This window comes from Candidatus Amarolinea dominans, from assembly GCA_016719785.1.
GTDB classification, from domain to species: Bacteria; Chloroflexota; Anaerolineae; order SSC4; family Amarolineaceae; genus Amarolinea; species Amarolinea dominans.
On sequence record JADJYJ010000001.1, the window covers coordinates 310123 to 335271 of the forward strand.

Sequence of the window (25149 nt, forward strand, 5' to 3'; positions counted from 1 at the left end):
TATTGAGCATGGGGTGAATCTCCTAAATCCTTTCAAATCCCTTCAAAAACCCTTCATTCGACCAGGGTGTAGTACGCGCCGCGTCCCTTACCCTGACGGATCAGCAACCCTCTATCAGACAAGTCCTTCAGATCCCGATAGGCTGTCACATCCGCAACACTTACCAGGGTTCGGTATTCTCCTGTTGTAATCCGCCCATGTTCACCCACACATAATACGGCTTCAACTTGCCGCTCGTTCAGGCTCTCTGCCCAGGCCGGTCGCGCCTTTATCTCCTGCATGAAGCGTTCACCAGGCCCGATCAACATCACCCGAAACTCGCTGCCTACTTCCTCGAACTGGGGGCGGGGTAAGCCGTGCTCTGTCATGGCCTGCGCTATGCGCCGAATGCCCGTGCCCAGCCGCTCGATATAGCGGCTGCCCAAATCCCGCAACACGCCAACAATGATGGGGTTGCGCTGTACGGATTGCGGCTCCAGCCGCCGCATCTTTTCTATGGAGACCCCCGGTGGCAGCGTCCCCGGACTGAAGACTTCGATGCGGTCGTCGAACATAAAGATACGGATGCTCTGCCCGCGCCGGCTGTAGTCCCGATGCACCACGGCGTTGACAATGGCTTCCCGCACTGCGGCCTGCGGATACTCTCGGTACTCCACACCGACAAAACCCTCGATGCGCCGCCCGATCTTCATGTGGCGGTAAATGAACTGCTCGGCGTCGTCCACCAACTGGTACAGAGGGCCATGCAGGTCGCGCCGGTCAATGTAACTGATCACGTCCGTGCCTTTGAAGCGTACACACGCTACTTCGGCTTGCCCAATCAGGCGTTGCGGATCTTCAGCAAAGAGCAGCACGCCGGCATGGGTTGGAATCCACTGCCCATCATCGCGTATCAGACAGCCCAGATTGTGCAGCATCTCCTCGGCTGACAGGCCCAAAGGTTGGCCGCTCGTCTCCTCGCGCCGCCGCACGTAGCCTGCAATCAACCGTTCCGACAGATCGGTCAGTTTCGCTCCCCGGCAGGCCAACGCCTCAAAGCCGCCCTCGCTGCCCTCGATGTAGAGCCGGCGGACTTCCTCATCCTGGGCCTCTCGATTGCTGGATCCTACGCGCACATAGGGGCGTGTCTCGCCATTGACCAGATAGGGCTTGTGCGCGCCTTGGAGACAGGTCACCGTCACGAATTCCATGCCCTGATAAGCGACAATTTCGATGCTTGGCATCACGTCCAAAGAACAGCGAGAACGCAGGATATTGACGATACCTTCCTCGATTCTCTGAGGGGCCATCACCCCGACCGGTCTTCCGGTTCCGTCCTCCACGCCAAACACGATGACGCCGCCCCGCGTGTTGTAGAATGCCGTGACCAGTTTCGCCAGATCAGACGAGGAGGGCATCTCTCGTTTGAACTCCAACGTCTCCCTTTCTTGTTGGCTGATCAACCGCTCGAATTCCTCAGGTGTCAACTCGGCTCTCCTGTGTCGAAGGTTCTGGCCCGGCGGATGATGCCGTGGCCCTCTCAGCCCTGGGCCAGGAAGAACTCGGTCATATAGGAGCGTCCTGGCCGGTGATGCCGGTGATGAGTGCAACCACGAATTTGCGGCCACGAATTTCACTAATTTTCACGAAGGGTTTGGATTCGTGGTAATTCGTGCAATTCGTGGCAGAGATTGGTTTTTTTGCCACGAATTTCACGAATTTTCACGAAGAGTTTTGATTCGTGGCAGGGAGGGTGTCGCGCTCAGCGCCCGTATCCCTGGAGATGCGTCAGGCGATCTCGGCGGTCAGCTCCAGGGGTTGCTCCGCGACCGGCGACCAGGGATGCTCGATGATGCGGCGGATGAAGGCGTCTGACACTTTTCGCTCTGGCCAGTCGCGCAAGCCAACCACAACGCGGACCTTGCTCGCTGGATGCTCAAAGTGCAGCGCCGCAGATGCAGGCATTCTGTAGCCTTTTTTCGGTCAGCTCGATCCAGCCGCATTTTGCCATTTCGCTCTGATACCAGGCGATTGCCGCGTCTAACGAGAGTGGAAAGATGAACCAGCCCACGACAGACTCGATGGTGCGGTCGGATTTGAGGATCAGATCCCAGTATGGATGAAAAGGACCTTCGCCTGTCTTAGCCACGGTTGTCTCTGCCGGTAAAGACACATCCCCAGGCCATTCGTCAAAGCGCAAGTGAATCATAACGCCACTATGCATTCGCTGGAACTTGCGAAAACTGTTAACTGCTACCATGGTACAACTCCCAGTATTTCCATCAGAGAATCGAGCGTCAGAACAGTTTGAGGGTTGACCCCATGACCCGACATGCCTTTGGCGGTATAATGGGCCTGTTGCAACGATTGAACAAACTCTCTGATCTGAGTCTGTGATAACCCCTGCCTTTCCAATAGCTCCTTAAGCGATAGACCGGGATTCCTTTTGGTGATCTGATTTAAAAAGTTGTTGATCTCTTTGACCCAACCGTTGAGGTCTTCAGCGCTATAGTCCTGGTCTTTGATCTTGCGGCGATATTTTTCGTCGTCATCAGGCGGCTCGAAGCCCGGAAACCCGCCGACGCTTGCCCCGCCCAGCATCTTCGAGAGATGGCTGGCGGTCTGCCGCAGCAGTCCCTCCGTGCCCGGCGCCAGCGACGCCTGCGCAACGCTGGCCGGCGCCGATGCAGTCAGCTCCACAAGCAGTGTGTTGGACATTGCCATCAGACCAACGAGGGCTATCCCCACGACGGCAAGCCACACCAGCGCGGGGTTGAGCCGCGACGTTTCACGATCGAGAGAGTGATTCATGGATTTCTTTCTCTGCCACGAGTTTTTACGAAGTGTTTTCTTGTTCGTGGTAATTCGTGGCATTCGTGGCAGAGATCAGGTTTTCTTGCCACGAATTTCACTAATTTTCACGAAGGGTTTCGTGGTAGCGCACGTCCGCACCCTTGTGGCGCAGCAGCTCGATCACGTCCAGCGCCGGCGACTCGCGCACGTCGTCAATGTCTTTCTTGTAGGCCACGCCCAACACGAGCACGTTACTGCCCTTGAGCGGCTTGCCGGCTTCGTTCAGCGCATCCACCACCTTCTCGACCCAGTAACGCGGCATGTCGCTGTTGATCTCGCCGCCCATTGTCGTTTGTTATACGGTCAGCGGCGCTCTCACACCCTGCGCTCCAGCGCCAGCGACCAACGACCACCGGCCGACCCTTCAACTTCGCTCAAGGTGGGCTGTAGGGCCGCGGCGACACGAATGGCCACCCGCAGGCCCTCACGGCGGAATAGTTCGCTTAGGTGCAAGGCCAGGTCATCCATCGCTGGCTGCCGGGCTTGAACCACAACTGTCGCATCAATCACATCCGGGTTGAAATGCACCACCCGGACGTCCTGAACTACTGATGGCCCGTACTCATCGGCAAAGGCATGTTCAAGCGCCCGGCGGAGCTCGCCGTAATCCACTTCCTGAACCACATACGGCACGGTCAATTCTCGCAGCTTCATAGGCTCACCCCCCGCTTCCGTAACTCCTCGCGACACGCCGTCAGTAACAATTCGGCATCGCTCACCGCGGCCAGCGCCTGTTGTCGTAGATCGCCCGGCGGATAGGGCGAATAGTCTACCTGATTGCGTGCTTCTCGCCATCGGCCGAGCATATCTCCGTATGGCCGGCCGAGGATCTGCCCCAACGCCGCCGGCAGCCGCTCGTGATCATCCAGATCGGCCCGCCGGACGTGCAGCACCACGGCTCGCGCGGCGTGATACATGGCATAATAGCAACGGGACACGATATGCGGCAGATTCAATGTTGCACTGGCATCCAGTTGTCCAGCAAAAGCCAGATACTCCTGCGCCTTGATCAAACGCTCTCTGACCAGTCGGGTGATCAGTTCGTCTACCTGTGCTCGCGTCAGATAGCCCAAGTCCACCAGGCGGTAAAGCAATACACCCTGGGAGGCAGTCAGGCGCTGAAGATCGTCCATCTGCTGCATATTCATACGTTGTGTCAAATTGCCGCGTACCGCGTATCCACGATCAGCCGCACCTGCCGCCGGATCGCGGCCCAATCATAACATGAATGATCCGTCACCACCACCGCGCAATCCGCCGCAGCCAGCGCGGCGTCCAGGTCCGTCTCGCCGGCCATCTCGAAGCCGTTGTGGCGGATGGCCGGCACGTAGGGGTCATGGTAATGCACAGCCGCGCCCTTCTGGCGCAACAACTCGATCACGTCCAGCGCCGGCGACTCGCGCACGTCGTCAATGTCCTTCTTTATATGCCACCCCCAGCACCAACACGTTGCTGCCCTTGAGCGGCTTGCCGGCCTCGTTCAGCGCATCCACCACCTTCGCCACCCAGTAGCGCGGCATGTCGCTGTTGATCTCGCCGGCCAACTGGATGAAGCGCGCGTTGTAGTTCAGCGTCTTCATCTTCCACGACAGATAGAACGGATCCAGCGGGATGCAGTGCCCGCCCACCCCCGGCCCCGGCGTGAACTTCATGAAACCGTAGGGCTTGGTGGCGGCCGCCTCGATCACTTCCCAGGGATCCAGCCCCAGCTTGTCGCACATCACCGCGATCTCGTTCACCAGCGCGATGTTCACCGCCCGGAAGGTGTTCTCCAGCAGCTTCACCATCTCCGCCGCCTGGGTGGATGACACCGGCACGATGCGCTCGATGAACCGCGGTTTGATCATGAATCTTGGAAAGAAGTTGGTCTTTCATCGAGTGACTTTTGTGTCATGCTCCAGCACAGCGAGTAACCGACTCACCGTAATCGTCGCAATTCCCCGTATCTCCAGTTGCCCCTGCAACTCCAGGTCACGCGTCACATCCTCATCGCGGCTGACCACGTGGGTCGCTCCGCCAGCCACCGCCGTCTCCAACACCCAATCGTCGTCAGGATCGCGACACAGGTGCAACATGCCTGAAACCGGAACCAACCGGGCCACAGCGGCCACACCGCGCACGTAGGCTTCAGCGTCATCCACCGTGGTCTGGCGCACCTTCATAATCCGCGGGCGGCGCAGTACTTCCAACAACTCCTCCAGGAGCGGCAAAGAACTGACGACCGTGAAACGTCCGGCTCTCCCAGCGCCAATCAAGCGCGCCGGGAAACCGTGCGGCGTCAGAAACGCCGACACCCAAATATTCGTGTCAACGACTGCGCTGACGGCCACGGTGTTCCTGGCGGACTTCGGCTCTAGCAGCCGTGATTTCGGCTTCGATCTCCGCCGGCGTGTAACTGCTTGGACGGCTATGAACCTCCGCCAAGAGATCGGATAGCGCAGACCAATTGGTCTGCCGGCGCGCTTCATCATTAGACTCAATCGCCCGCAGTCGCCGATATTCTTCGAAAGAAATCAGCACCGCCAATGGCTGACCTTCGCGCTCCAGGATGAGCGGACGCTGCAGGTCGGCCACGGCGCTGCCGTAAGCCACACTTGCTTCTGCGATCCGGTTTGCGTCTGTCATCAGTTCACTCCCCCGAACACGCTATACCACCGACGCTGGCACGCAGATGATCGCCGACGGCATATCCTGCACATACGACTCGCCGCGGTTCAACGCGGCCACCTTGCGGCCGTCCACTTCGATGCCGACGACGGGGAAGCCCTGCTCGGCGAAGGCCACGGCCAGCGGCAGTCCCACGTAGCCCAGGCCGATGACGGCGACAACCGCGGTGTGATCATGAATCTTGGAAAGCAGTTGGTCTTTCATCGAGTGACTCTGTATCATCCTTCGGCCACGAATGGGTTTTTTGCCACGAATTTCACTAATTTTCACGAAGGGTTTTTCTTTGCCACGAATTTCACTAATTTTCACGAAGTGTTTGGATTCGTGGTAATTCGTGGCAGAGATTGACTGCCGTACACTTTTTGAGAAGTTGAGAGGTTGACACTTCTGTAGTATGCTCTGGTTCCATCCCAGAACACGGAGCAAACTCATGAGTGACAACCTGAGGCGTTATCGTGCCATAAGACAGAGCATAAAGCAACTTTATCCCAAAGAACCCACCGGCAATCTCGCCCGCCATCTCAGTACCTTAGCCGATCTCATCAGTGGCATCGTCGGAAGCAAGTCTACCCACCTCCCCCAGGTCGCCAGCAAAGTGCCCGATGCCGCGAAGTTGGATAGTCGAGTCAAACGCTTCACGCGCTGGGTGAGCAACAATAACATTGACGCCGAAACCTGCTTCTTACCCTATGTACGGTAGTCAACGGTTGACAAAGAGATCGCTCTATGATATGATGATTTCAGAAAGGAGCAAAAATGTGTGCTTTGCTGAAACCATTATCGGTCCGCCAGGTGCTTTTGGGAAAAACAACCACCATCTTTACCCCGCAGGACTTCCAACGGATTTTTCACACCACCGGATCGAAAGCCAAATACTTCCTGGAAACATACACCCAGAACGGACTGTTCTTGCGGCTCAAGAAAGGGTTGTATACCTTGCAGAGCGATCTGCCGCCTGAGGAAGAGATCGCCAATCTCCTCTATCGCCCTTCCTACGTCTCGTTTGAGTACGCGCTGAGTACGTATAACATTCTCTTGGAAATGGCCTACTCCGTCACTTCGGCTACGACCCAGCCTACGCGTACCTTTCAGGTCGGCGAGCGGACCTTTTCATACTTTACAATCAAACGGGAAGCGTTTACCGGTTATATCCCCGTCAAGAGGGCGGAACGGACGGTCCTGCTCGCGGAACCGGAAAAGGCCCTCGTTGACTATCTCTACTTCGTCTCCCTCGGCAAGAAACCCAGAAACGACCGCCTGCGCACAACTGAGCTGGATCAACAGAAGATCCGTTTCTACGCCACCCTGTATCAAAGAACAGGGTTAGACAAACTCATCGAGGAAGTCTTATGATCGCCGATCACGTCCTCAAGTCGCTCGCGACCAAATTTCAGACAACGGAATTGAACGTCCGCCGCGAGTATTGCCAGCACCTGTTCCTTTCGTATTTCTACCAACAGCCGCTGACCGACCACATCTATTTTAAGGGGGGTACGGCTCTCAGAACGCTTTACAACAGTCCCCGCTTCTCAGAAGACCTCGACTTCAGCGCCTCGATCACCGATATCCGCGCGCTGGAAGAAGCGCTCTTAGAAACGTTGGCGGCCATCGCCCGGGAGAACATCAACCTCGATCTCACCGAGTCAAAAACAACCACCGGCGGGTATCTGGCGATCATCGCTTTTCTAACGAACCACGGCCCGCTTACGATCCAGCTCGAGATCTCCCTCCGAGAGGGGGAAAAGCGAGGCGAGGCGATGACAGTGGTCTCCGATTTGGTCCCTGCGTACACCGTCGTCGCGCTGGCCAGAGAGCAACTCGTTGACGAGAAGATCCAGGCGCTTCTCTCCCGCAAGAAAGCACGCGATTTCTACGACCTCTACTTCATCCTGCGCGCCAACTTGCTGCCGGCCCACCGGCGAGATGTCCTGGCGCAAGTATTAGAAACGACCAGGCAATCGAGAATTGACTTCCAGAGAGAACTGAAGGAGTTCTTGCCCAGAAGCCATTGGGCGATCATTCGGGACTTCCCCGCGCCCCTCGAGCGAGAGATCGCACGTTTCCTGTAATGAGGGGCACAAAATCTTTACGGTAGTGGCTGATCTTCCGGCCAATCCAGGCATCGCAACACGCCCGGTTCAACCTCCTTGTAGCGCCAGCCGCTCTCCGGGCAGGCCATCATACCATCCCCATGCGGCTTCGCCAAACGATGCCATGGCGGCTCATCCACCCGCGCTGGCGCGCAGGCACGCCCAACATCAGGGCATAGTCGGGCGCGTCACCCCGCACCACCGCGCCCGCGCCGATGAACGCGTAACGCCCGATCGTTGCGCCGCAGCGGCTCCCCTGCTGACTCGATTTCAACCAGGTCAACAGGGCGTTCTTCGATGACATCCTCCACCAGGCGCCAGGCATCCCAGTAATCAGAATTGCCGCCCACCCTGGCCGCCAGGTGGATGATCAGATCGGGCCGGGCGTCGTGCAGCAGGGCCAGCACCGCCTCGTGCTGCACCAAGTCGTAGTCCTGGCGGCGGGGGATGGAGATGTCGGCCGCGCCTCGCTCCCGCAGCTTCTCCACCACGAAGGAGCCGAGGAAGCCTGCGCCGCCGGTCACGGTGACGCGTTGGTTGCGCCAGAAGGTGGCGTTGTTGGGCCAGGATGGTTGTTTGGGCTGGGACGTCATCGCAGAGTGTCCGTTTTCAGTAATCTCAGCCTGTTTTCGACACCCCAATGGGTAGTAGGTCATCAGGCACTTGCCACAAGCCGTCGCGTAGAACGTTTGAGCGAAAACAGGACTGTTCCTACAGGTTGTGTGCGATTTGCCAATGACCACAAACTGTTGTATGGTGTTGTATGAAAACATCTGTTCTGTGTCGAAAACAGGCTCAGTGGGCCGGAACTGGCGAGATGCGATGCGCATCTACTCATGCCAATCCACCCCCACTTCTGATGGGTCATTTGCACCATATTATGCACCACAACGCGACATTATGCACCATCATCCTGCAACATATCGACTCCCTCTCTTGGTTCCCAATCGCTTTACCAAACCTGTTTCCACCAATCTCATTAAATCCCTCGATGCTGTATTCCTGGGCAGATCAAATACATTCTGATACAAACTGCTGGTCATCTCCAATCCATCATTGACCATCAGTCGCAGCGCCTCGATCTGCCGCTCGTTCAGTCCCAACGCTCGCAGGTTAGTCACTCCGGCCCGGGGAACCAGGCCCAGAATTTGGTCGCCTGGTCCCGGAAAGGTCGTCTTGAAAAAAGTGCCGCGCTCCTCGAACACGGGCTCTTCCAGGCCATGTTCTCGCATCAACCGCTTCATCTTTGTGATGCCGGTTCCGAATTGCTCCATTTCCCCGATATCCCGGAATCGGCGACACAGGGTCTCGTTTCGGGTGACGTGCGAGCCTTCCAACTCGCTGAGCGGGATCAGCGCCTTGCCCGGGCTCATCACCTCCAGCCGGTCATCGAATACATTGACTTGGATGCCGCTGCTGTGGTCATAATCCCGATGGGCCATGGCGTTCACCAATGCCTCCCGGATAGCGTCATACGGATACTCGGTCACTTGCGTGCTTTCGAATCCCACCACCTTCATCGCCGTGCGCGTGTTCCGCCGAATGAATCGCTCTGCCTCGTCTAACATCTCCGGCAGTGTTCCGCAAGCGATGAGCCGGTCAATGAAGGCCAATGTCGTCACGCCCTGGAAACGAGCCAACTTGACCTCAGCGCGTGGCAAGAAACGCTGTGGATTGCGGCCGAAAAAAAGCAGGCCAGTGTAGGTGGGCGCCAGTTCTCCGTCCCGTTCCCGTGCTCCTGCCAGCATTTCGGCAATCACTTTTGGCAATGAAGCGCCAGGTGGAGTCGCGTCGGGATAGGCCTCCTGGCGGCGCCGCAGAAAATCCTGTACCTTAGCCTCGTCCAAATCCTCATACGTCACCCCCTCTACCAATTGCTGGTCGAAAGGCAGGTGATGACGAGCGAGAAGCAGCCGTTCGTACTCCGCCCGGCTCATCTGCACATCGGCCGCGCCCACGCGCTTGTACGCCCGGCCTTGCACCAGGTGCGGTTTATCCTGGCTTTCAGGCACTGTCACCAGAATGATGATCTGTTCGCCCAGCTTTACAACCTCCACCGACGGGTAGAGAGTAGGGTCGGTGTTGGCGGTGATGGCCTGAACGACCCGCTCCTTAGTTTGGGCGCCCATCTCCACCCCTGAGATCGTGCCGTCATCCCTCACACCGAACAGCACGATGCCGCCGTCAGCGTTAGCCATGGCTGTCACGCTGCGAGCGCCTGTTTCCAGCTCGGCCAGCGAGCGCTTGAACTCCACTCGCTGTCCTTCACCCTGGGCAATTAAGTCGTGCAGGTTTTCAGGGAGCAAAGAGATCAATGCCATTCAATCGTACGCTTCAATCCGTGGCGAGAATCAACGTTTTCTTTGCCACGAATTACACTAATTTTCACGAAGGGTCTTGATTCGTGGTAAGTTGGTGTGATTCGTGGTAGAGATTGGGTCTTTTTGCCACGAATTTCACGAATTTTCACGAAGGGTTTGGATTCGTGGTAGGGTCTACTTTACGACTCGTTGGTGACCGAGCGAATTGGCGCCATAGTCGGACCGATTCTTACCAGGCCAGGGTCAATAGACTTCGTCGTGCGTGCCGAGGTCAACTAACACAACAGCATCTTCATTGCCGTCTGGGTCTGGCCCGAACAAGAAGATGATCCGGCAATCATATTCGACCCAGCATGCCCACAGTCCATCGAGGCGTCCCTTGAGCTTATGAGTCTTCAGCGTTGGGTGAAATGGGTCAGCCACAAGCTGATCCAACGTATCGAGAATCCTTGTTTGTAGGCCCCGGTCGTTGCGAGTTCGTCCCTTGAGCGCCCGACGAAAGCTGTTGTCCCAAACCAGCTTTCTCATGCTTCTAGTTCTCGACGCAGATCATCCACTGTCCCGTAACTGGCGCGGCGCTCACGAAACGCTTGCAGAGTCATCTGGGCATTTGCAGCGATCTCACGACGTCGCTGTTCAATCATTCTTCTGCGGATAATCTCGATGATCGCCTCTTGATCATCAGGAGGTAGGCGATCAATCACATCCAACGCGGCCTGAAAAGGTGTTACCGATGTTCCATTCATAGGACTAGCGCTCCGAATGCGTCAGAGATTGGGTTTTTTGCCACGGATTTCACTAATTTTCACGAAGATTTTTTTTTGCCACGAATTTCACTAATTTTCACGAAGGGTTTGGATTCGTGGTAATTCGTGAAATTCGTGGCAGAGATCGGGGTGTTTGGCGCCGGGGCGCCCCGGGGGGGGGGGGGGGCGGGCCGGGGGCCCCCGGGGGGGGGGGGGGGGGGGGGCGGGGCCGCCCCCGGGGGGGGGGGCGCCCCGGGGGGCCCCGGGCCCCGGGGGGGCCCGCGCTCCCCCCCCCGGGGGGCCCCGCCGGCCCCCCCCCCCCCGCCCCCCCCCGGGGGGGGGGGCCCCCCGGGGGGCGCCGCGGAGGCCCCCCCGGGGGGGGGGGGGGGGGGGGGGGGGCCGGGGGGGGGGCCCCCCCCGGGGCCCGGGGGCGGGGGGGGGGGGGGGCCCCCCCCCCCCCGCCGGGGGGGGAGGCCGGGGGTTGCCACGAATGACACGAATTTGCACTAAAGTCTCTCTGTTCGTGTCAATTCGTGCAATTCGTGGCGAGAGCTCCGTTTTGCCACGAATTCACGCTAAGATTTCCTTCATGTCAATTCGTGGGACCTGTCCTGAGCGCAGCCGAAGGATTCGTGGTTGGACTGCCGTAATTGGGTCATATAAGTAAGATGCTCCCTCGCTCCTCGAAGACGGGCTCTTTCGGGCCGTGCTATGGCCAATCGTCAGGAATCATCAACTAATCATCAACTAATCATCAACCTAATCATCAACCAGTATGTAGTAAGTCCCTCTTCCTGCGCCCCGCTTCTCGATTAACCCTTTTGTTGTCAGTTCTGACAACTCCCGATGGGCCATCTCATGGCTCACCTTGCTCTGAGGCTCGTAGCTGCTGTTCGTTCAGCCCTAACCGAGGGGCTTAATCGCCTCACTAATCGCCTCATTTTTTCACTAATCGCCTCATTGTGCTGCATATTCCTGGCTCCGTCCCTTTCCGGTCTCCCGCACCCACCCTGTCTCCACCAGTTTCCTCAAGTCTCGCGTCGCCGTTGGACGGGAGACGGCAAACATATCCCGATACGCTCTATTGCTCAACTCAACCCCTTCATTGACCATTAGCCGCAGCGCCTCGATTTGTCGTTCGTTCAGTCCCAGCTCTCGCAGATCAACCACACCTTCTTCGGGGATCAAGTTCAATATCTTCTCTCCAGGGCCGTAGAAGGTCACGGAGAAAAAGCTCTTCAAATCCTCGAAGATCGGTTCCGCCAGTCCATGCTCGTGCATCAGCCCCCGCATTTTCGTGATGCCCGTTCCCCATTTCTCGATGTAATAGATGTCGTACAAATAGTTGGCGATGAGCTTGTTGCGCAGGACGTGCTTGCGGTCGATATTCTTTATCGTGACTCCAGGTGGTAGAGAGCCGGGGCTATTGACTTCAATACGATCATCAAAGATCATGATACGCACTGTCGAGCCGTCCATGAAATAATCCCGGTGGCAGACAGCATTACAGATGGCCTCCCGCGTGGCTTCGTGGGGATATTCGCTGATCTCGCGGCGTTTGAAACCCACCACTTTGGCAGCCGTCCGAGTGTTGCGCCGAATGAAACGCTCGGCTTCGTCAATCATTTCTGGCAGCGTGCCCCGTAGATCAACGCTGTCAATGAAGTGTCCCATGGTTGTGCCCTTGAAACGGGCGATGCGCACCTCGCTGTGAGGGAAAAAGCGCTGCGGATCTCTGCCGAAAAAGAGTAGACCGCCTGCGGTCGGCGTCAGCTCGCCTTTCTCCTCGACCAGGGCGCCAAGATTAATCAGGGTTTCCCGTACTGAACTAGTAGGCGTCCTGATCCCACGCCTCTCAGCTCGCTGGCGGATGTACCATTCCAGTCTTGCCTCATCGAGATCGGCATGGGTTGCCCCTTTCACAAGCTGGTGGTCAAACTCAACCTGCTGACGCTGCAACAATAGCCGTTCGTACTCCCCCCGGCTCATCTGCACATCGGCCGCGCCCACGCGCTTGTAAGCCCGGCCTTGCACCAGGTGCGGTTTATCCTGGCTTTCAGGCACTGTCACCAGAATGATGATCTGTTCGCCGAGCTTTACAACCTCCACCGACGGGTAGAGAGTGGGGTCGGTGTTGGCGGTGACGGCCTGAACGACCCGCTCCTTTGTTTGGGCGCCCATCTCCACCCCTGAGATCGTGCCGTCATCCCGTACACCGAACAGCACGATGCCGCCGTCAGCGTTAGCCATGGCTGTCACGCTGCGAGCGCCTGTTTCCAGCTCGGCCAGCGAGCGCTTGAACTCCACTCGCTGTCCTTCACCTTGGGCAATCAAGTCGTGCAGGTTTTCTGGGATCAAAGAGGTCGCTGCCATTCAGTGGTACGCTGCAACCGTTCTCCCCCAGAATTGGGGGCAGGGGGGGCCGCGCCTCGCTCCCGCAACTTCTCCACCACGAAGGAGCCGAGGAAGCCCGCGGCGGCCGGTCACGGTGACGCGTTGGTCTTGCCAGAATTCGGGGCTGTTTGGCCACGCATTGTGCATTGGTACGGTTCTCCAGAGCAACTACGAATACGGTAACCACGAATTACACGAAGGCGACCAGGTCGGATGCTATCGCACTTGGTCCAGAAGTCGAAAATATTCGTCTCTGGATATTTTTGCTGTCTTCAGATTGTTGCGGATAATTGAAACCGGGACCTCATCATAGGTAGGAATCACAACCGGTCTCAGGACGCCTGGCTTGGTGTAGGCGCGGTGGCTTCCCTGTTGGTGTGCAAACTGAAAGCCGGTCGCCAAAAAGACCTTTTCCAGAAGTCTCCAGGGAACAGGTGTGATTCTCGCCATGCTCAGGCCGCAATCGGGGTGGAGTGCCGCTCCATGGCTACCCAAATGGGGCTGAACCATTCTCCCTGCTTAAACGCATAGCCAGATTCTTCCAGGATCTCGTCCAGGCTATCCATGGCGGCCGCCGTGGCCAAAAAGAGCTCAACGGCCTCATAGAGGGCTGCACGCGCCCCGGCTGGCGTCGGTCCTGAACTCATCACATCCAGGGGCATGGCATGCGCCACGAACTGCTGATCTTCCCTCCAAACCTGAATGGTATAGTCTATGTTCACGGTTTCTCCTTACCTGTCGCGATGCAAAGGCCTGCCCTGCGCCTGTCGCTTGTCTTGAGCCTGTCGCTTGTACTGAGCCTGTCGAAGTGAAGGGTTAGGGTAGCAGCAAATCGTTCCCAGTGCCACGAACTTTTCCACGCCCGCCACCCAACTCTCGTGCAGCAACGGCACACCCATCATCAGGCCTGTCCTGAGCCTGTCGATGGGTTGTCGTAGAAGAACTCAGCGGGATGCTCGCGGTTTGCGCCAATCCCGCCCACGCTGGTGGCCAGGTGGATGACCAGATCGGGGCGGGCGTCGTGCAGCAGGGCCAGCACGGCCTCGCGCTGCACCAGGTCGTAGTCCTGGCGGCGAGGGATGGAGATGTGGGCCGCGCCCCGCTCCGGTAGCTTCTCCACCACGAAGGAGCCGAGGAAGCCGGCCCCGCCGGTGACGGTGACGCGTTTGTTGCGCCAGAAGGTGGCGCTGTTGGGCCAGTCAGGGTTCATGTGATATGCCTGCCACGAATGGTTTTTTTGCCACGAATTTCACTAATTTTCACGAAGGGTTTGGTGGTAGCGCACGTCCGCGCCTTTGTGGCGCAGCAGATCGATCATGTCCAGCGCCGGCGCATTCACTTCGCTCTTTCACACCTTGCTCAGCAACTCGAAATACTCCTCACGCGTCATACCGACCGTACGCATATTATTCTTGACGATGTCCGGATCAATTTCGGCGTACTCGGGTATCACCACGGCGCGACGGGCTTTTGGACACACCAAGATATGATGTGAGCCTTCCTTGCGCTTGTAAAGGCATCCGTATAACTCAAATACCTTTACAAGCGTCTTCCAGTCAACAGGTGTGATTCTAGGCATCAAGCCACCTGAACGGCCTGACGTTCCAGGGCGACCATCTGAGATTGCGCAATGAATGATCCGTTCTGTCGCACATAGCCGCACTCGCTCAGGTAGTCATTCAACGTATGCATGGCGGTCATTTCTTGGCACTGGATATTGATCACTTCGAGTAAGTTAAGCCTGGCCTGTTCACGCGTCGGGCCCTGGGCCATGAAGTCCAATTCGGGACAGGTCGCCACAAACCACTTCCCCTTATCCCACACCTCGATAGTTATCTGAAGTTGCATCGCTGTTCTCCTGTCATCTCGCTTCTCTTGCGCGGCTGCCCATCACCATCCCAGTCACCCAACCCTACCCTGAGTGCAGTCGCCACCTGCCATATCAAAACACTGCGTGTCGTGTGTCAACGATCAGGCGCACGTGTTGCCTGATGGAGGCCCAATCATAGCACGAATGATCTGTCACCACCACGCACAGTCGGCCGCGGCTCAGTAGCCTGTCTCGCCGGCCATCTCGAAGCCGTTGTGGCGGATGCCCGGCACATAGGGGTCATGGTAGCGCACATCTGCGCCCTTCTTGCCACGAATTTCACTAATTTTCACGAAGGGTTTGGATTCGTGGTCTGACGCTGCGTCAGGCGATCTCGGCGGTCAGCTCCAGGGGTTGCTCCGCGACCGGCGACCAGGGATGCTCGATGATGCGGCGGATGAAGGCGTCTGACACTTTTCGCTCTGGCCAGTCGCGCAAGCCAACCACAACGCGGACCTTGCTCGCTGGATGCTCAAAGTGCAGCGCCGCGGATGCAGGCATTCTGTAGCCTTTTTCGGTCAGCTCGATCCAGCCGCATTTTGCCATTTCGCTCTGATACCAGGCGATTGCCGCGTCTAACGAGAGTGGAAAGATGAACTGACCGGCAATGGCTTCGACCGTGCGCTCCGGTTCGAGAACAATGCGCCAATAGGAATGCAACGGGATTTCATGGTTTTCCCCGACCCTAGCGATTGCGCTCTCTGCCGGCAGTGGCACATCCGTCGGCCAGTCCTCAAGCCGTAATCGGACCTGAATACCATCATGTAGCCGCTCGAACGGGCGTAGTCCACCTAGTATGACCATAAAGGCACCCTCAATGTTTTCAGCAGCGATTCAAGTATCTTGACCGTTTCGGGATTCACGCCGTATTCTGACAAAACCTTGGCTGTGTTGTGCGTGCCTTGAAGCGCTTCGACGAGCTCTCTGGTCTCAACCTGTGACAAACCCTGCCTCTGCAATATCTCCTCCAGCGACAAGCCCGGATTTTTTTTGACGATCTGCCCGAGAAAGTTGTTGATCTCCTTGACCCAGTAGTTGACTTCTTCGGCCGTGTACGACCTTTCCTCGATCTTGCGCCGGTACTTGTCGTCATCCCCTGGCGGTTCGAAGCCTGGGAAGCCGCCGATACTGGCCCCGCCCAGCATCTTCGAGAGATGGCTGGCGGTCTGCCGCAGCAGCCCTTCCGTGCCCGGCGCCAGCGACGCCTGCGCAACGCTCGCCGGCGCCGATGAGGTCAGCTCCACAAGCAGCGTGTTGGACATTGCCATCAGGCCAACGAGGGCTATCCCCACGACGACAAGCCACACCAGCGCGGGGTTGAGCCGCGACGTTTCACGATCGAGAGAGTGATTCATGGATTTCTTTCTCTGCCACGAGTTTTTACGAATTGTTCTGATTCGTGTCAATTCGTGTCATTCGTGGCGGAGATTGGGTTTTTGCCACGAATTTCACTAATTTTCACGAAGTGTTTTGATTCGTGGTAATTCGTGTCATTCGTGGTGGAGATTGAGTTTTTTTGCCACGAATTTCACGAATTTTCACGAAGTGTTTTGACTCATGGTCATCAATTCGGGCAGCCAGCTTCATCAGGGCCGCATTCGCGTCACCACGGCTTCATCACCCGCCTTGCATCACGGTCGGTCGTCAATCACTGTGCCTCTACTTCTGGCGACCACGGCTGAATCACGCTGCGCTGGATCATCGCCCGCGTCTGACACAGGTGGGGATTGCATCGGATGCTGATTTCCGCACTGACATCAGTTTCAGGGTGATGATAGCGCAGCCAAGCCCATGTCGGCAAGGTATGCGAGCGTTTCTCCTCCTGATAGCCGCGCTTTTCCATTTCGGCCGGATACCACGCAAAGACCTGTTCAATCGAGATCGGCATGATGAACCAACCGTTTACAGTCTCAACGGTTTTGTCCGGCTCAAGGTAAACTACCTGATAAGGCCACAAGGGCTTGCCATCCATTTCCACCGAGATTGCCCCTTCCGGCAAAGGAATATCCTGCGGCCAGTCCTCCATGCGCAGATGGAACTTGATTTGGTTGTAGCCCCTGACAATCGGGCGCAGACTGTTAGTCATTACCATGGCGCAACTCCCAGTGTCTTCATCAAAGTCTCAAGGGTTCTAACCGTTTCAGGTGTTACTCCATACCCCTCAAGAGCCTTAATCGTAGCGTGCGCGTTTTTCAGCCCCGTCAAGAAACTATCAATCCGTTCGGGTGACAAACCCGCGCGCTGCAGGATCTGCTCCAACGTCAAGCCCGGATTCTTGTCCGCGATTGGCCGCAGAAAATTATTGATCTCTTTCCCCCAGTAATTCGCCTCTTCTCCGCCGTACGATTGATTGCGAATCTTGTCCTTGTAGCGTTTATCGTCGTCTGGCGGTTCGAAGCCTGGGAAGCCGCCGATACTGGCCCCACCCTGCATCTTCGAGAGATGGCTGGCGGTCTGGCGCAGCAGTCCTTCCGTGCCCGGCGCCAGCGACGCCTGCGCAACGCTCGCCGGCGCCGATGCAGTCAGCTCCACAAGCAGCGTGTTGGACATTGCCATTAGACCAACGAGGGCTATCCCCACGACGACAAGCCACACCAGCGCGGGGTTGAGCCGCGACGTTTCACGATCGAGAGTGATTCATGGATTTCTTTCTCTGCCACGAGTTTTTACGAATTGTTCTGATTCGTGGTAATTCGTACTTGCATCACCCTAAATTAAGCTGCGCCGGCCGCCATTGCTTCAGCCGCACGTCGTCTGCCAGGTCGCGCCGGTCGTAGCGGTCACGATCAACGACTGCGATCTGGATTGCGCCGTGCTCGCGCAGCTTCGCCACGCCGTGCCGGCCCAAGCACCCCGCGGCGGCCGGTCACCAGCACGCGCGGGCTGTGCCGCAAGGTGTTGCTGGCGGGCCAGAAGGATTGCAGTTGCGGGTTTTGCGCTGGCGTCATCGTCTCGATGACTTCAAGCCAGTTGCAGCTCGCGTTCGACAGGCAGGGGGCAAAGCAGATACTCCAAGACTTCTGCTTGCATCCGTTCAATCTCCAACCTGTACCCGCTGCTGACCGCCTCGAACTCATCAAGACGCGCTGTTCTGCGCAATTGCGCCAGCCAACGCTGAAATTGCGCAATCCGCTGTTGGCTGATCTCTACTTCGTGATCATTGGATATCATGCTGGTACCACCTCGACAATGCCACGCTTCAAGCCATCTCGTTTGATCTGCCAATAACTGACGAAATCCTCGATCGTCTCACCAAACAGCAGACCTAGCCTGACCCAGAAGATGCTTGCCCCATAACGAGCTTGGGCCGTGGCATGATCAAACAACCCTTTTGCTTCAATGGGACAATGCCCTAAACGAAACTCATCGTCCATGACGAGGATGACATCAACATCATTTGGGTTCAGCTTGTCCGTCACGTAACTTCCAAACACAATCAGACGTGAAAGATGATCGGTTCGCTGCGCCAGAACGAAGATGTGAAGCAAGCGCCTGGTAACCAGTCTGCGCTGCTCCGAACCGTGGCCAAATCGCTCAACAACAACTTCCATCGTCGTACGATGCACGCCTGGTGGCAGATCACCCAACTCATTACTTGGCGGTAATTTCATGGACGTTTCCTGGCAAAAAAACAACTTCTGCGAGCTCGTCTCGGCTACGCAGCGCCAATCGGTCGCGAGCCGTTTGTGCCATCATAAGCCACTCCCGATTAATCACGGATCGGGCCCTTGCGGGCCTGGCGCTTCGCGACGCTGAACGAGCCGACACAAAGCCTGCCCTGAGCTTGTCGAAGGGCCGGTCACAACGACGCGTTGGTTGCGGCAGGTCAGGGTGCTGTTGGGGTATCTTCTCAGCGCACCCTTGCGGTCGCCCACGCGGGCAGGCTCACAAAACACCGGGAGTCAGCGTCAATTGATTGATCTTGGCAAAGGTCGAAAGGATGTCGCATATCTTTCAACATCGTTTTTCTTTTCGGTGCAAGAGCGCCCCAGGTCGCGTTCATCCGCGTGTCCGCATCCATCAATGAGAAGCTGCGTTCATTCGCGTCGCATTGCCGGGGCCGGGCAGGGGGCCAAAGCTCCGCAGTGCCGCCAGCGCGATGCGGGCAGCCAAAATAACCTGCGCTGGGCCGCGCCGGAGCGGAGCGCTGCAACGGGCGCGGACATGTGGGTTTCACACCGCACCGGGCGGCCGCCCGGTGCGGTCCTCAGGTCTGGAGAAGCGTATGAGGACCTTCTTGCCGCGCTCGGCGTTGAGGCGGATTCCGGCTTGGATCGTGCCGGGATCGTTTTCTTGGGCAAGAGGGTGCTATTATAGACTGCGGCGGCAAGAGAAGTCAAACTCAGACGCCCACTCCCTCAGGATAGCATTCCGAATTTGTGTGACCCTGTGGGAAAGCCCCTCTCGGCGAAGGCCACGGCCAGCGGCAGGCCCACGTAGCCCAGGCCGATGACGGCGACAACCGCGGTGTGATCATGAATCTTGGAAAGAAGTTGGTCTTTCATCGAGTGACTCTGTATCATCCTTCGGCCACGAATGGGTTTTTTTGCCACGAATTTCACTAATTTTCACGAAGGGTTTCGATTCGTGGTAATTCGTGTCATTCGTGGCGGAGATTGGGTGTTTTTGCCACGAATTTCACTAATTTTCACGAAGTGTTTTTGATTCGTGGTAATTCGTGTGATTCGTGGCAGAGATTGGGTGTTTTTGCCACGAATTTCACTAATTTTCACGAAGGGTTCTGATTCGTGGTCTGACGCTGCGTCAGGCGATCTCGGCGGTCAGCTCCAGGGGTTGCTCAGCGACCGGCGCCCAGGGATGCACGGCGATGCGCCGGATCAGGGCGGTGGTTTCCTGCTTATACGGCCAGTCGTGAAGACTGATCTCGACGCGGACGCCGGACACAGGATGCCCGAAACTAAGCTCGTGCCACCCAGCCGTTTGCTGATACCCGGTCAGGTCCGATTGCCAGCCCAGTTTTGCCATCTCGTTCACGAACCATTCAGCGGCTTCTTCCACCGGCAGCGACGTCTTGAACCACCCAACAACGACCTCCACCGTCCGGTTGGGTTCCAACACCAGGCGCCAGTAAGGCCAGAAAGGGCCATCTCCTGTTTCAACGACAGCCGCCTCTGCAGGCAAAGGCACATCCGCAGGCCATTCGTCCACACCCAAATGAGCCATGATGCCATCGTGAGTTCGCTGAAATGAAAGGGAGCCAGGCGCGCTTACCACGGAGAGACTCCCAGGGTGTTCATCAAGCCGGCCAAAGCCGCTGTCGTGGTTCCGCTGACTCCAATGCTTTCCATTCCTGCGGTGATCGAATGTATGTTTCGCAAAGCCCTGATGAATGCGACAATCTGTTCTGGGTTCAACCCTTGCTTCTGCAAAATCTCTTCCAGCGACATGCCGGGATTCTTCTTGACGATCTGGCCGAGGAAGTTGTTAATCTCCTTGACCCAGTAGTTGACTTCTTCGGCCGTGTACGACCTTTCCTCGATCTTGCGCCGATACTTGTCGTCATCCCCTGGCGGCTCGAAACCTGGAAAGCCGCCGACGCTGGCACCACCCTGCATCTTCGAGAGATGGCTGGCGGTCTGGCGCAGCAGCCCTTCCGTGCCCGGCGCCAGCGACGCCTGCGCAACGCTCGCCGGCGCCGATGCGGTCAGATCTACAAGCAGCGTGTTGGACATTGCCATCAGACCAACGAGGGCTATCCCCACGACGGCAAGCCACACCAGCGCGGGGTTGAGCCGCGACGTTTCACGATCGAGAGAGTGATTCATGGATTTCTTTCTCTGCCACGAGTTTTTACGAATTGTTCTGATTCGTGGTAATTCGTACTTGCATCACCCTAAATTAAGCTGCGCCGGCCGCCATTGCTTCAGCCGCACGTCGTCTGCCAGGTCGCGCAGGCCTGTCCCGGGTAGCCGTTCCACAGGTCTTCTTCCCTGAAGGGGATGGGGGCAAACTTGGGGTAGCCGCAAATGGTGCCGACAGCCACGAACTTGGGCACACCGGCCACGTAGGCCTCGTGCAGGAGCTGCGTGCCCATCATCAGGTTCTCGTAGAAATACTCGGCCTGATGGGTCAGGTTGGCGCCGATCCCGCCCACCCTGGCCGCCAGGTGGATGATCAGATCGGGTCGGGCGTCGTGTAGCAGGGCCAGCACGGCATCGCGCTGCACCAGGTCGTAGTCCTGGCGGCGGGGGATGAAGATATGGGCCGCGCCCCGCTCCCGCAGCTTCTCCACCACGAAGGAGCCGAGGAAGCCGGCCCCGCCGGTGACGGTGACGCGTTGGTTGCGCCAGAAGGTGTGGCTGTTGGGCCAGGTCCGACATGCGGGAAACCACCACCTCGTCCCCGCAATGCTTGAAGACGAGCTAGTATTCAATCACTGCTGCTATCGCCGCTACGATTGACCGCATGACTGAAGGAGAGACACTGCCCAGTTTCTGGACGAACCGTTGAGTATCTACCCCCCGTAGTTGCAGAGTATCAACCGCTGATATTTTCGTCAGTCCATTCGTGCTATCTGGCGCAACCTTCACGTGCCAGATATTCTGAGCAAGGTAATCCTTCCACTCAGTGAGCGGAGCCACCAATTTAATTGGCAACGCGCCTATGGCATCAGAACTGACAACGACAACTGGACGTGTCTTGCGAATCTCGCTGCCGATGGTTGGATCCAGGCTCACCCGCCAAATCTCGCCACGGTTAATACGCATCGCTGAAGTCTTCCATCTGCCATGCCTGCCGTTCTACTGCCGACTGCTCATAATATGTCACCATCTTTTCTGCTTGTTGTGCCATCAGGTGTCGTCGCTCGGCCAAAGGCAAAAGCATGAATTGGATTTGAGGAGACAATGGTTCAGCTTCTTTCTCCTCAACTAGACTAGCCAATAGATCGTAGGCCAGTGGTAGCTTCTTGACTGGCAGGCGCATGACTAGCTCTTGAACCTGAGAATAAGCGATTGTTAGCATGATTTACCTCCTACCTTTCAGCCTGCTTCCCCATGAATACGCACACTCACGCCCGATCTATGGCTCGCTGATGTGAAAATGCGGGACGCAGATGACGCTGATCTGAATTGATCTGCGTGATCAGTTGTTTCAGCGATAATCAGCGTCCGCTTTTCATCGTTATCAGTGTCCTCAATCGTGTCGCCTGTCCTGAAAATAAGGACATGGATGATACGGATTGTCAGGATTCACACAGATTGAAGCTGACTGCCCTACAGTGGGCCGCGTCGAAATCTCACGGCTACCGTTGATACAGGCGGCGCAGTTCCTCAGGCGTTTCCGCCCGACGCAGACCTGCATGCACGGCCTTGAGCACGCCGACATCCTCGATCTTGGGCACACCGGCCACATAGGCTTCGTGCAGGAGCTGCGTGCCCATCATCAGGTTCTCGTAGAAATACTCGGCCTGATGGGTCAGGTTGGCGCCAATCCCGCCCACCCTGGCCGCCAGGTGGATGATCAGGTCGGGCCGCGCGTCGTGCAGCAGGGCCAGCACGGCATCGCGCTGCACCAGGTCGTAGTCCTGGCGGCGGGGGATGGAGATGTGGGCCGCGCCCCGCTCGCGCAGCTTCTCCACCACGAAGGAGCCGAGGAAGCCGGCGCCGCCGGTGACGGTCACGCGTTTGTTGCGCCAGAAGGTGGTGTTGTTGGGCCAGTCAGGGTTCATGTGATATGCCTGCCACGAATGGGGGGGGTTTTTGCCACGAATTTCACTAATTTTCACGAAGGGTTCTGATTCGTGGTCTGACGCTGCGTCAGGCGATCTCGGCGGTCAGCTCCAGGGGTTGCTCCGCGACCGGAGTCCAGGGATGCTCGACCACGCGGCGGATCATGGCGGTGGTCTCTTGCCGATGATCCCACCATAAAAGACTTATTTCTACCCGAGCGCAAGTCTCGGGATGCTGAAAGCGCAGCAACGCTTTAGGCGGCATATAATAGCCTTCTTTGGGCCCGCGTATCCAACTCTGCTTCGCCAATTCAGTCTGATACCAGACAATGGCATCTTCAAACGAGAGCGGCAAGATGAAATATCCAACCAGAAGTTCAACCGTCTGATCGGGTTGAAGGAAAAAGTGCCATTGGGGGTGAAACGGTATTTCATGGTTTTCGCCCAAATGGACAATCGTGCTTCCCTCCGGCAAAGGCACATCCGACGCCCACTCATCGGGATGCAAAAAGATCAACAACTCGTCGCGGCGTCGCTTGATCGGACGCGGGCTAGGTGCTCTGATCATAGAGAAACTCCCAAAGTGATCAACAGAGATTTCAGCGTCTCTACCGTGATCTCATTCACGCCGTAACCTTCCATACTTTCGGCAGTGCTGTACGTCTGCTGTAACGCCTTGATAAAGTCGTCAATCTCCGCTGATGTCGAACCCAGCCTTTGCAGTATCTCTTGCAGCGTCGAGCCGGGATTCTTCTTGACGATCTGACTCAGAAAGTTGTTGATCTCTTTCGTCCAGTAATTCGCCTCTTCTCCGCTATACGATTGATTGCGAATCTTGTCCTTGTAGCGCTTATCGTCGTCTGGCGGCTCGAAGCCTGGGAAGCCGCCGACACTGGCCCCGCTCAGCATCTTCGAGAGATGGCCGGCGGTCTGGCGCAGCAGTCCTTCCGTGCCCGGCGCCAGCGACGCCTGCGCAACGCTGGCCGGCGCCGATGCAGTCAGCTCCACAAGCAGCGTGTTGGACATTGCCATCAGACCAACGAGGGCTATCCCCACGACGACAAGCCACACCAGCGCGGGGTTGAGCCGCGACGTTTCACGATCGAGAGAGTGATTCATGAATTTCTTTCTCTGTCACGAGTTTTTACGAATTGTTTTCCTGTTCGTGTAGTGTCCACTAACATCTTGAACAGTCCCGGCCGCGGCGCCAGCGGATCGTCGGGGCATTTTCTGCCACAAATGGCCATTAGCGACAGGGGAACACACATCGGATCGACCAAAATGGCGCGCTACGCTTTATGTTAAGTGTTTGACATGTTCGTGGACAGTACAAATTTGCGCTGCATTTTCATCCACGGTTGGCGCAGGGATCCAACGCATGAGCGTCTAGTCTGATTTTGAAAAATCTCATATAATCTCATATAATCTCATACACAGACTATGTGAGAAAGGATGTCTAGCTATGGATCAATTTGACCAACGCTTGCAACTGCTTCCGCCTACCATCCTAACCGCTATTGCCGAGATTGATGAGCTCAAAGGCCGGTGGATAGGCGGCGTTCAACTCAATCCCCAAACTTTAGCCCGCCTCAAACAGTCCGTGCTGGTCACGTCAACTGGCGCTTCAACCCGCATCGAAGGCGCCCGCCTCTCTGATGAAGAGATTGAAAAACTCATGCGTGGCATTGCCATCCAACGTTTTGCCGACCGCGACAGTCAAGAAGTAACCGGCTACTTTGAATTGTTACAGAACGTCTTCGAGAATTGGCAGGAACTTTCTGTGCGTGAAAGCATCATCAAGCATTTTCACAAAGAACTGCTCAAGTACGTTGAAAAAGATGCGTTGCACCGCGGCGACTATAAGAAAATCGACAACAAGGTGCATATGATTGATGCAGCCGGTCAATCGATCGGCATTCTGTTTGACACGACACCTACCTACCTAACGCCCACTGCCATGCAGGAATTGATTGCATGGACCACACAAGCATTGCAGACCGGCGCCTTTCATCCATTGTTAGTGATTGGCAACTTTCTGGTTGAATTCCTGCAAATTCATCCTTTTCAGGACGGCAATGGTCGCCTATCGCGTATTCTGACCAATTTGCTATTGCTCAAAGCTGGCTATCTTTACATGCCCTATGTCTCGCACGAAAAGCTGATTGAAGACAACAAACCAGACTACTACCTGGCCTTGCGCACTAGCCAAAAGACGCTCGGCTCTGAGCAAGAAAACATTGTTCCCTGGCTCACTTTTTTCTTAAAGATCGTCCGATTACAGTCACAGATGGCGGTTGCCTTACTCTCTGACGCAAATTTTGAGAAGACGTTGTCGCCCAATCAACTGGCAGTCTGGCGTTATCTGCAAACTGTGCCCGAAGCATCACCTTTACAGATTGTCCAACACACCCGAGTTGCTCGTCCCACGGTGAGTCAGGTCATAAACAAACTATTAGACCTGCAAAAAGTTGAACGGATAGGTCAGGGTCGCGCCGTGCGCTATCGCCTCGCACGTTCTGCTCCATGAGGTGTCCAGGGC

At 56.8% G+C, this 25149-nt stretch carries 38 protein-coding genes and 3 pseudogenes; 4 read left to right on the forward strand and 37 right to left on the reverse strand.

The features are described from left to right. Window positions 1–53 precede the first annotated feature (53 nt). The 10 genes and pseudogenes from IPM84_01515 to IPM84_01560 form a co-directional block, all read right to left on the reverse strand. The gene (locus IPM84_01515) at window positions 54–1466 is read right to left on the reverse strand and encodes a putative DNA binding domain-containing protein (GenBank protein ID MBK9091460.1); all 1413 of its coding nucleotides are present in this window, start codon (window positions 1464–1466) and stop codon (window positions 54–56) included. 449 nt (window positions 1467–1915) lie between these two features. Continuing rightward, window positions 1916–2239, reverse strand: a complete 324-nt coding sequence (locus tag IPM84_01520) for a hypothetical protein (GenBank protein MBK9091461.1) — start codon at window positions 2237–2239, stop codon at window positions 1916–1918. Further along, entirely contained in the window at window positions 2233–2790 is a 558-nt protein-coding gene (locus tag IPM84_01525; protein ID MBK9091462.1) for a hypothetical protein, read from the reverse strand. The genes IPM84_01520 and IPM84_01525 overlap by 7 nt, the downstream gene beginning before the upstream one ends. A gap of 100 nt (window positions 2791–2890) precedes the next feature. Then, window positions 2891–3118, reverse strand: a complete 228-nt coding sequence (locus IPM84_01530) for a hypothetical protein (GenBank protein ID MBK9091463.1) — start codon at window positions 3116–3118, stop codon at window positions 2891–2893. Between the two features lie 29 nt (window positions 3119–3147). After that, window positions 3148–3486 carry a hypothetical protein gene (locus IPM84_01535; protein ID MBK9091464.1) on the reverse strand — a complete coding sequence of 113 codons (339 nt, stop codon included), beginning with the start codon at window positions 3484–3486 and terminating at the stop codon, window positions 3148–3150. Further along, window positions 3483–3980, reverse strand: coding sequence for a hypothetical protein (locus IPM84_01540; GenBank protein ID MBK9091465.1), 498 nt, complete (start codon window positions 3978–3980; stop codon window positions 3483–3485). Before IPM84_01540 ends, IPM84_01535 begins: the two co-directional genes overlap by 4 nt. A gap of 8 nt (window positions 3981–3988) precedes the next feature. Continuing rightward, window positions 3989–4679: pseudogene (locus IPM84_01545) on the reverse strand (nucleotide sugar dehydrogenase). 24 nt (window positions 4680–4703) lie between these two features. Then, complete coding sequence (locus IPM84_01550; GenBank protein MBK9091466.1) at window positions 4704–5126, reverse strand: putative toxin-antitoxin system toxin component, PIN family; 423 nt, start codon at window positions 5124–5126, stop codon at window positions 4704–4706. Window positions 5127–5139: 13 nt separating this feature from the next. Beyond that, window positions 5140–5457: a hypothetical protein gene (locus IPM84_01555; GenBank protein ID MBK9091467.1), complete on the reverse strand. Its 318-nt coding sequence runs from the start codon at window positions 5455–5457 to the stop codon at window positions 5140–5142. A gap of 21 nt (window positions 5458–5478) precedes the next feature. Next, window positions 5479–5703, reverse strand: a complete 225-nt coding sequence (locus IPM84_01560; GenBank protein ID MBK9091468.1) for a hypothetical protein — start codon at window positions 5701–5703, stop codon at window positions 5479–5481. A gap of 226 nt (window positions 5704–5929) precedes the next feature. Between IPM84_01560 and IPM84_01565 the strand changes: the two genes are divergently transcribed. Genes IPM84_01565 through IPM84_01575 form a run of 3 tightly spaced genes read left to right on the forward strand, consistent with a single transcriptional unit; the run spans window position 5930 to window position 7568 of the window. Then, complete coding sequence (locus IPM84_01565; protein MBK9091469.1) at window positions 5930–6199, forward strand: hypothetical protein; 270 nt, start codon at window positions 5930–5932, stop codon at window positions 6197–6199. A 56-nt stretch (window positions 6200–6255) separates the two neighbouring features. Then, window positions 6256–6852 carry a hypothetical protein gene (locus IPM84_01570; GenBank protein MBK9091470.1) on the forward strand — a complete coding sequence of 199 codons (597 nt, stop codon included), beginning with the start codon at window positions 6256–6258 and terminating at the stop codon, window positions 6850–6852. Next, window positions 6849–7568 carry a nucleotidyl transferase AbiEii/AbiGii toxin family protein gene (locus IPM84_01575; GenBank protein MBK9091471.1) on the forward strand — a complete coding sequence of 240 codons (720 nt, stop codon included), beginning with the start codon at window positions 6849–6851 and terminating at the stop codon, window positions 7566–7568. Before IPM84_01570 ends, IPM84_01575 begins: the two co-directional genes overlap by 4 nt. Window positions 7569–7585: 17 nt before the next feature. On the opposite strand, the pseudogene IPM84_01580 reads toward IPM84_01575, so the two are convergent. The 27 genes and pseudogenes from IPM84_01580 to IPM84_01710 form a co-directional block, all read right to left on the reverse strand. Further along, window positions 7586–7836: pseudogene (locus IPM84_01580) on the reverse strand (N-acetyltransferase). Continuing rightward, a complete protein-coding gene (locus IPM84_01585) occupies window positions 7778–8182 on the reverse strand; it encodes an NAD-dependent epimerase/dehydratase family protein (GenBank protein MBK9091472.1) in 405 nt (134 codons plus the stop codon). Before IPM84_01585 ends, IPM84_01580 begins: the two are co-directional and overlap by 59 nt. Window positions 8183–8497: 315 nt before the next feature. Then, window positions 8498–9910: a putative DNA binding domain-containing protein gene (locus IPM84_01590; GenBank protein ID MBK9091473.1), complete on the reverse strand. Its 1413-nt coding sequence runs from the start codon at window positions 9908–9910 to the stop codon at window positions 8498–8500. Window positions 9911–10153: 243 nt separating this feature from the next. After that, window positions 10154–10438 (reverse strand): type II toxin-antitoxin system YafQ family toxin, encoded by a 285-nt coding sequence (locus tag IPM84_01595; protein ID MBK9091474.1) that lies wholly within the window; start codon window positions 10436–10438, stop codon window positions 10154–10156. Then, a complete protein-coding gene (locus IPM84_01600; protein MBK9091475.1) occupies window positions 10435–10656 on the reverse strand; it encodes a hypothetical protein in 222 nt (73 codons plus the stop codon). The genes IPM84_01595 and IPM84_01600 overlap by 4 nt, the downstream gene beginning before the upstream one ends. A gap of 957 nt (window positions 10657–11613) precedes the next feature. Beyond that, complete coding sequence (locus IPM84_01605) at window positions 11614–13029, reverse strand: putative DNA binding domain-containing protein (protein MBK9091476.1); 1416 nt, start codon at window positions 13027–13029, stop codon at window positions 11614–11616. 237 nt (window positions 13030–13266) lie between these two features. Continuing rightward, window positions 13267–13500, reverse strand: coding sequence for a type II toxin-antitoxin system HicA family toxin (locus IPM84_01610; GenBank protein ID MBK9091477.1), 234 nt, complete (start codon window positions 13498–13500; stop codon window positions 13267–13269). 2 nt (window positions 13501–13502) lie between these two features. Then, the gene (locus IPM84_01615; protein ID MBK9091478.1) at window positions 13503–13772 is read right to left on the reverse strand and encodes a hypothetical protein; all 270 of its coding nucleotides are present in this window, start codon (window positions 13770–13772) and stop codon (window positions 13503–13505) included. A 9-nt stretch (window positions 13773–13781) separates the two neighbouring features. Further along, a pseudogene (locus IPM84_01620) lies at window positions 13782–14260 on the reverse strand (NAD-dependent epimerase/dehydratase family protein). Between the two features lie 138 nt (window positions 14261–14398). Continuing rightward, entirely contained in the window at window positions 14399–14629 is a 231-nt protein-coding gene (locus tag IPM84_01625) for a type II toxin-antitoxin system HicA family toxin (GenBank protein MBK9091479.1), read from the reverse strand. Beyond that, on the reverse strand, window positions 14629–14898 hold the full coding sequence (locus IPM84_01630; protein ID MBK9091480.1) for a hypothetical protein: 270 nt from the start codon (window positions 14896–14898) through the stop codon (window positions 14629–14631). Before IPM84_01630 ends, IPM84_01625 begins: the two co-directional genes overlap by 1 nt. A gap of 346 nt (window positions 14899–15244) precedes the next feature. Continuing rightward, window positions 15245–15724, reverse strand: a complete 480-nt coding sequence (locus IPM84_01635) for a hypothetical protein (GenBank protein ID MBK9091481.1) — start codon at window positions 15722–15724, stop codon at window positions 15245–15247. Beyond that, window positions 15712–16275, reverse strand: coding sequence for a hypothetical protein (locus IPM84_01640; GenBank protein MBK9091482.1), 564 nt, complete (start codon window positions 16273–16275; stop codon window positions 15712–15714). Before IPM84_01640 ends, IPM84_01635 begins: the two co-directional genes overlap by 13 nt. A 293-nt stretch (window positions 16276–16568) precedes the next feature. Next, a complete protein-coding gene (locus IPM84_01645; GenBank protein ID MBK9091483.1) occupies window positions 16569–17012 on the reverse strand; it encodes a hypothetical protein in 444 nt (147 codons plus the stop codon). After that, the gene (locus IPM84_01650; GenBank protein MBK9091484.1) at window positions 17006–17470 is read right to left on the reverse strand and encodes a hypothetical protein; all 465 of its coding nucleotides are present in this window, start codon (window positions 17468–17470) and stop codon (window positions 17006–17008) included. Before IPM84_01650 ends, IPM84_01645 begins: the two co-directional genes overlap by 7 nt. A gap of 236 nt (window positions 17471–17706) precedes the next feature. Next, window positions 17707–17868, reverse strand: a complete 162-nt coding sequence (locus IPM84_01655) for a hypothetical protein (protein ID MBK9091485.1) — start codon at window positions 17866–17868, stop codon at window positions 17707–17709. A 13-nt stretch (window positions 17869–17881) separates the two neighbouring features. After that, window positions 17882–18091, reverse strand: coding sequence for a hypothetical protein (locus tag IPM84_01660; protein MBK9091486.1), 210 nt, complete (start codon window positions 18089–18091; stop codon window positions 17882–17884). Beyond that, window positions 18088–18531, reverse strand: a complete 444-nt coding sequence (locus IPM84_01665; protein ID MBK9091487.1) for a hypothetical protein — start codon at window positions 18529–18531, stop codon at window positions 18088–18090. The genes IPM84_01660 and IPM84_01665 overlap by 4 nt, the downstream gene beginning before the upstream one ends. A 747-nt stretch (window positions 18532–19278) precedes the next feature. Further along, on the reverse strand, window positions 19279–19425 hold the full coding sequence (locus IPM84_01670) for a hypothetical protein (protein MBK9091488.1): 147 nt from the start codon (window positions 19423–19425) through the stop codon (window positions 19279–19281). A gap of 259 nt (window positions 19426–19684) precedes the next feature. Next, entirely contained in the window at window positions 19685–20104 is a 420-nt protein-coding gene (locus IPM84_01675; GenBank protein MBK9091489.1) for a hypothetical protein, read from the reverse strand. Between the two features lie 44 nt (window positions 20105–20148). After that, complete coding sequence (locus IPM84_01680) at window positions 20149–20706, reverse strand: hypothetical protein (GenBank protein ID MBK9091490.1); 558 nt, start codon at window positions 20704–20706, stop codon at window positions 20149–20151. Between the two features lie 98 nt (window positions 20707–20804). Further along, on the reverse strand, window positions 20805–21290 hold the full coding sequence (locus IPM84_01685) for an NAD-dependent epimerase/dehydratase family protein (GenBank protein MBK9091491.1): 486 nt from the start codon (window positions 21288–21290) through the stop codon (window positions 20805–20807). 13 nt (window positions 21291–21303) lie between these two features. Beyond that, entirely contained in the window at window positions 21304–21648 is a 345-nt protein-coding gene (locus IPM84_01690; GenBank protein MBK9091492.1) for a type II toxin-antitoxin system PemK/MazF family toxin, read from the reverse strand. Next, window positions 21638–21904 carry a hypothetical protein gene (locus tag IPM84_01695; GenBank protein MBK9091493.1) on the reverse strand — a complete coding sequence of 89 codons (267 nt, stop codon included), beginning with the start codon at window positions 21902–21904 and terminating at the stop codon, window positions 21638–21640. Before IPM84_01695 ends, IPM84_01690 begins: the two co-directional genes overlap by 11 nt. A 280-nt stretch (window positions 21905–22184) precedes the next feature. Beyond that, window positions 22185–22610: an NAD-dependent epimerase/dehydratase family protein gene (locus IPM84_01700; protein MBK9091494.1), complete on the reverse strand. Its 426-nt coding sequence runs from the start codon at window positions 22608–22610 to the stop codon at window positions 22185–22187. Window positions 22611–22698: 88 nt separating this feature from the next. After that, complete coding sequence (locus tag IPM84_01705; GenBank protein ID MBK9091495.1) at window positions 22699–23178, reverse strand: hypothetical protein; 480 nt, start codon at window positions 23176–23178, stop codon at window positions 22699–22701. Then, entirely contained in the window at window positions 23175–23729 is a 555-nt protein-coding gene (locus IPM84_01710) for a hypothetical protein (protein ID MBK9091496.1), read from the reverse strand. The genes IPM84_01705 and IPM84_01710 overlap by 4 nt, the downstream gene beginning before the upstream one ends. Window positions 23730–24072: 343 nt before the next feature. On the opposite strand from IPM84_01710, the gene IPM84_01715 reads away from it, so the two are divergent. Beyond that, on the forward strand, window positions 24073–25137 hold the full coding sequence (locus IPM84_01715) for a Fic family protein (protein ID MBK9091497.1): 1065 nt from the start codon (window positions 24073–24075) through the stop codon (window positions 25135–25137). Window positions 25138–25149: the final 12 nt, after the last annotated feature.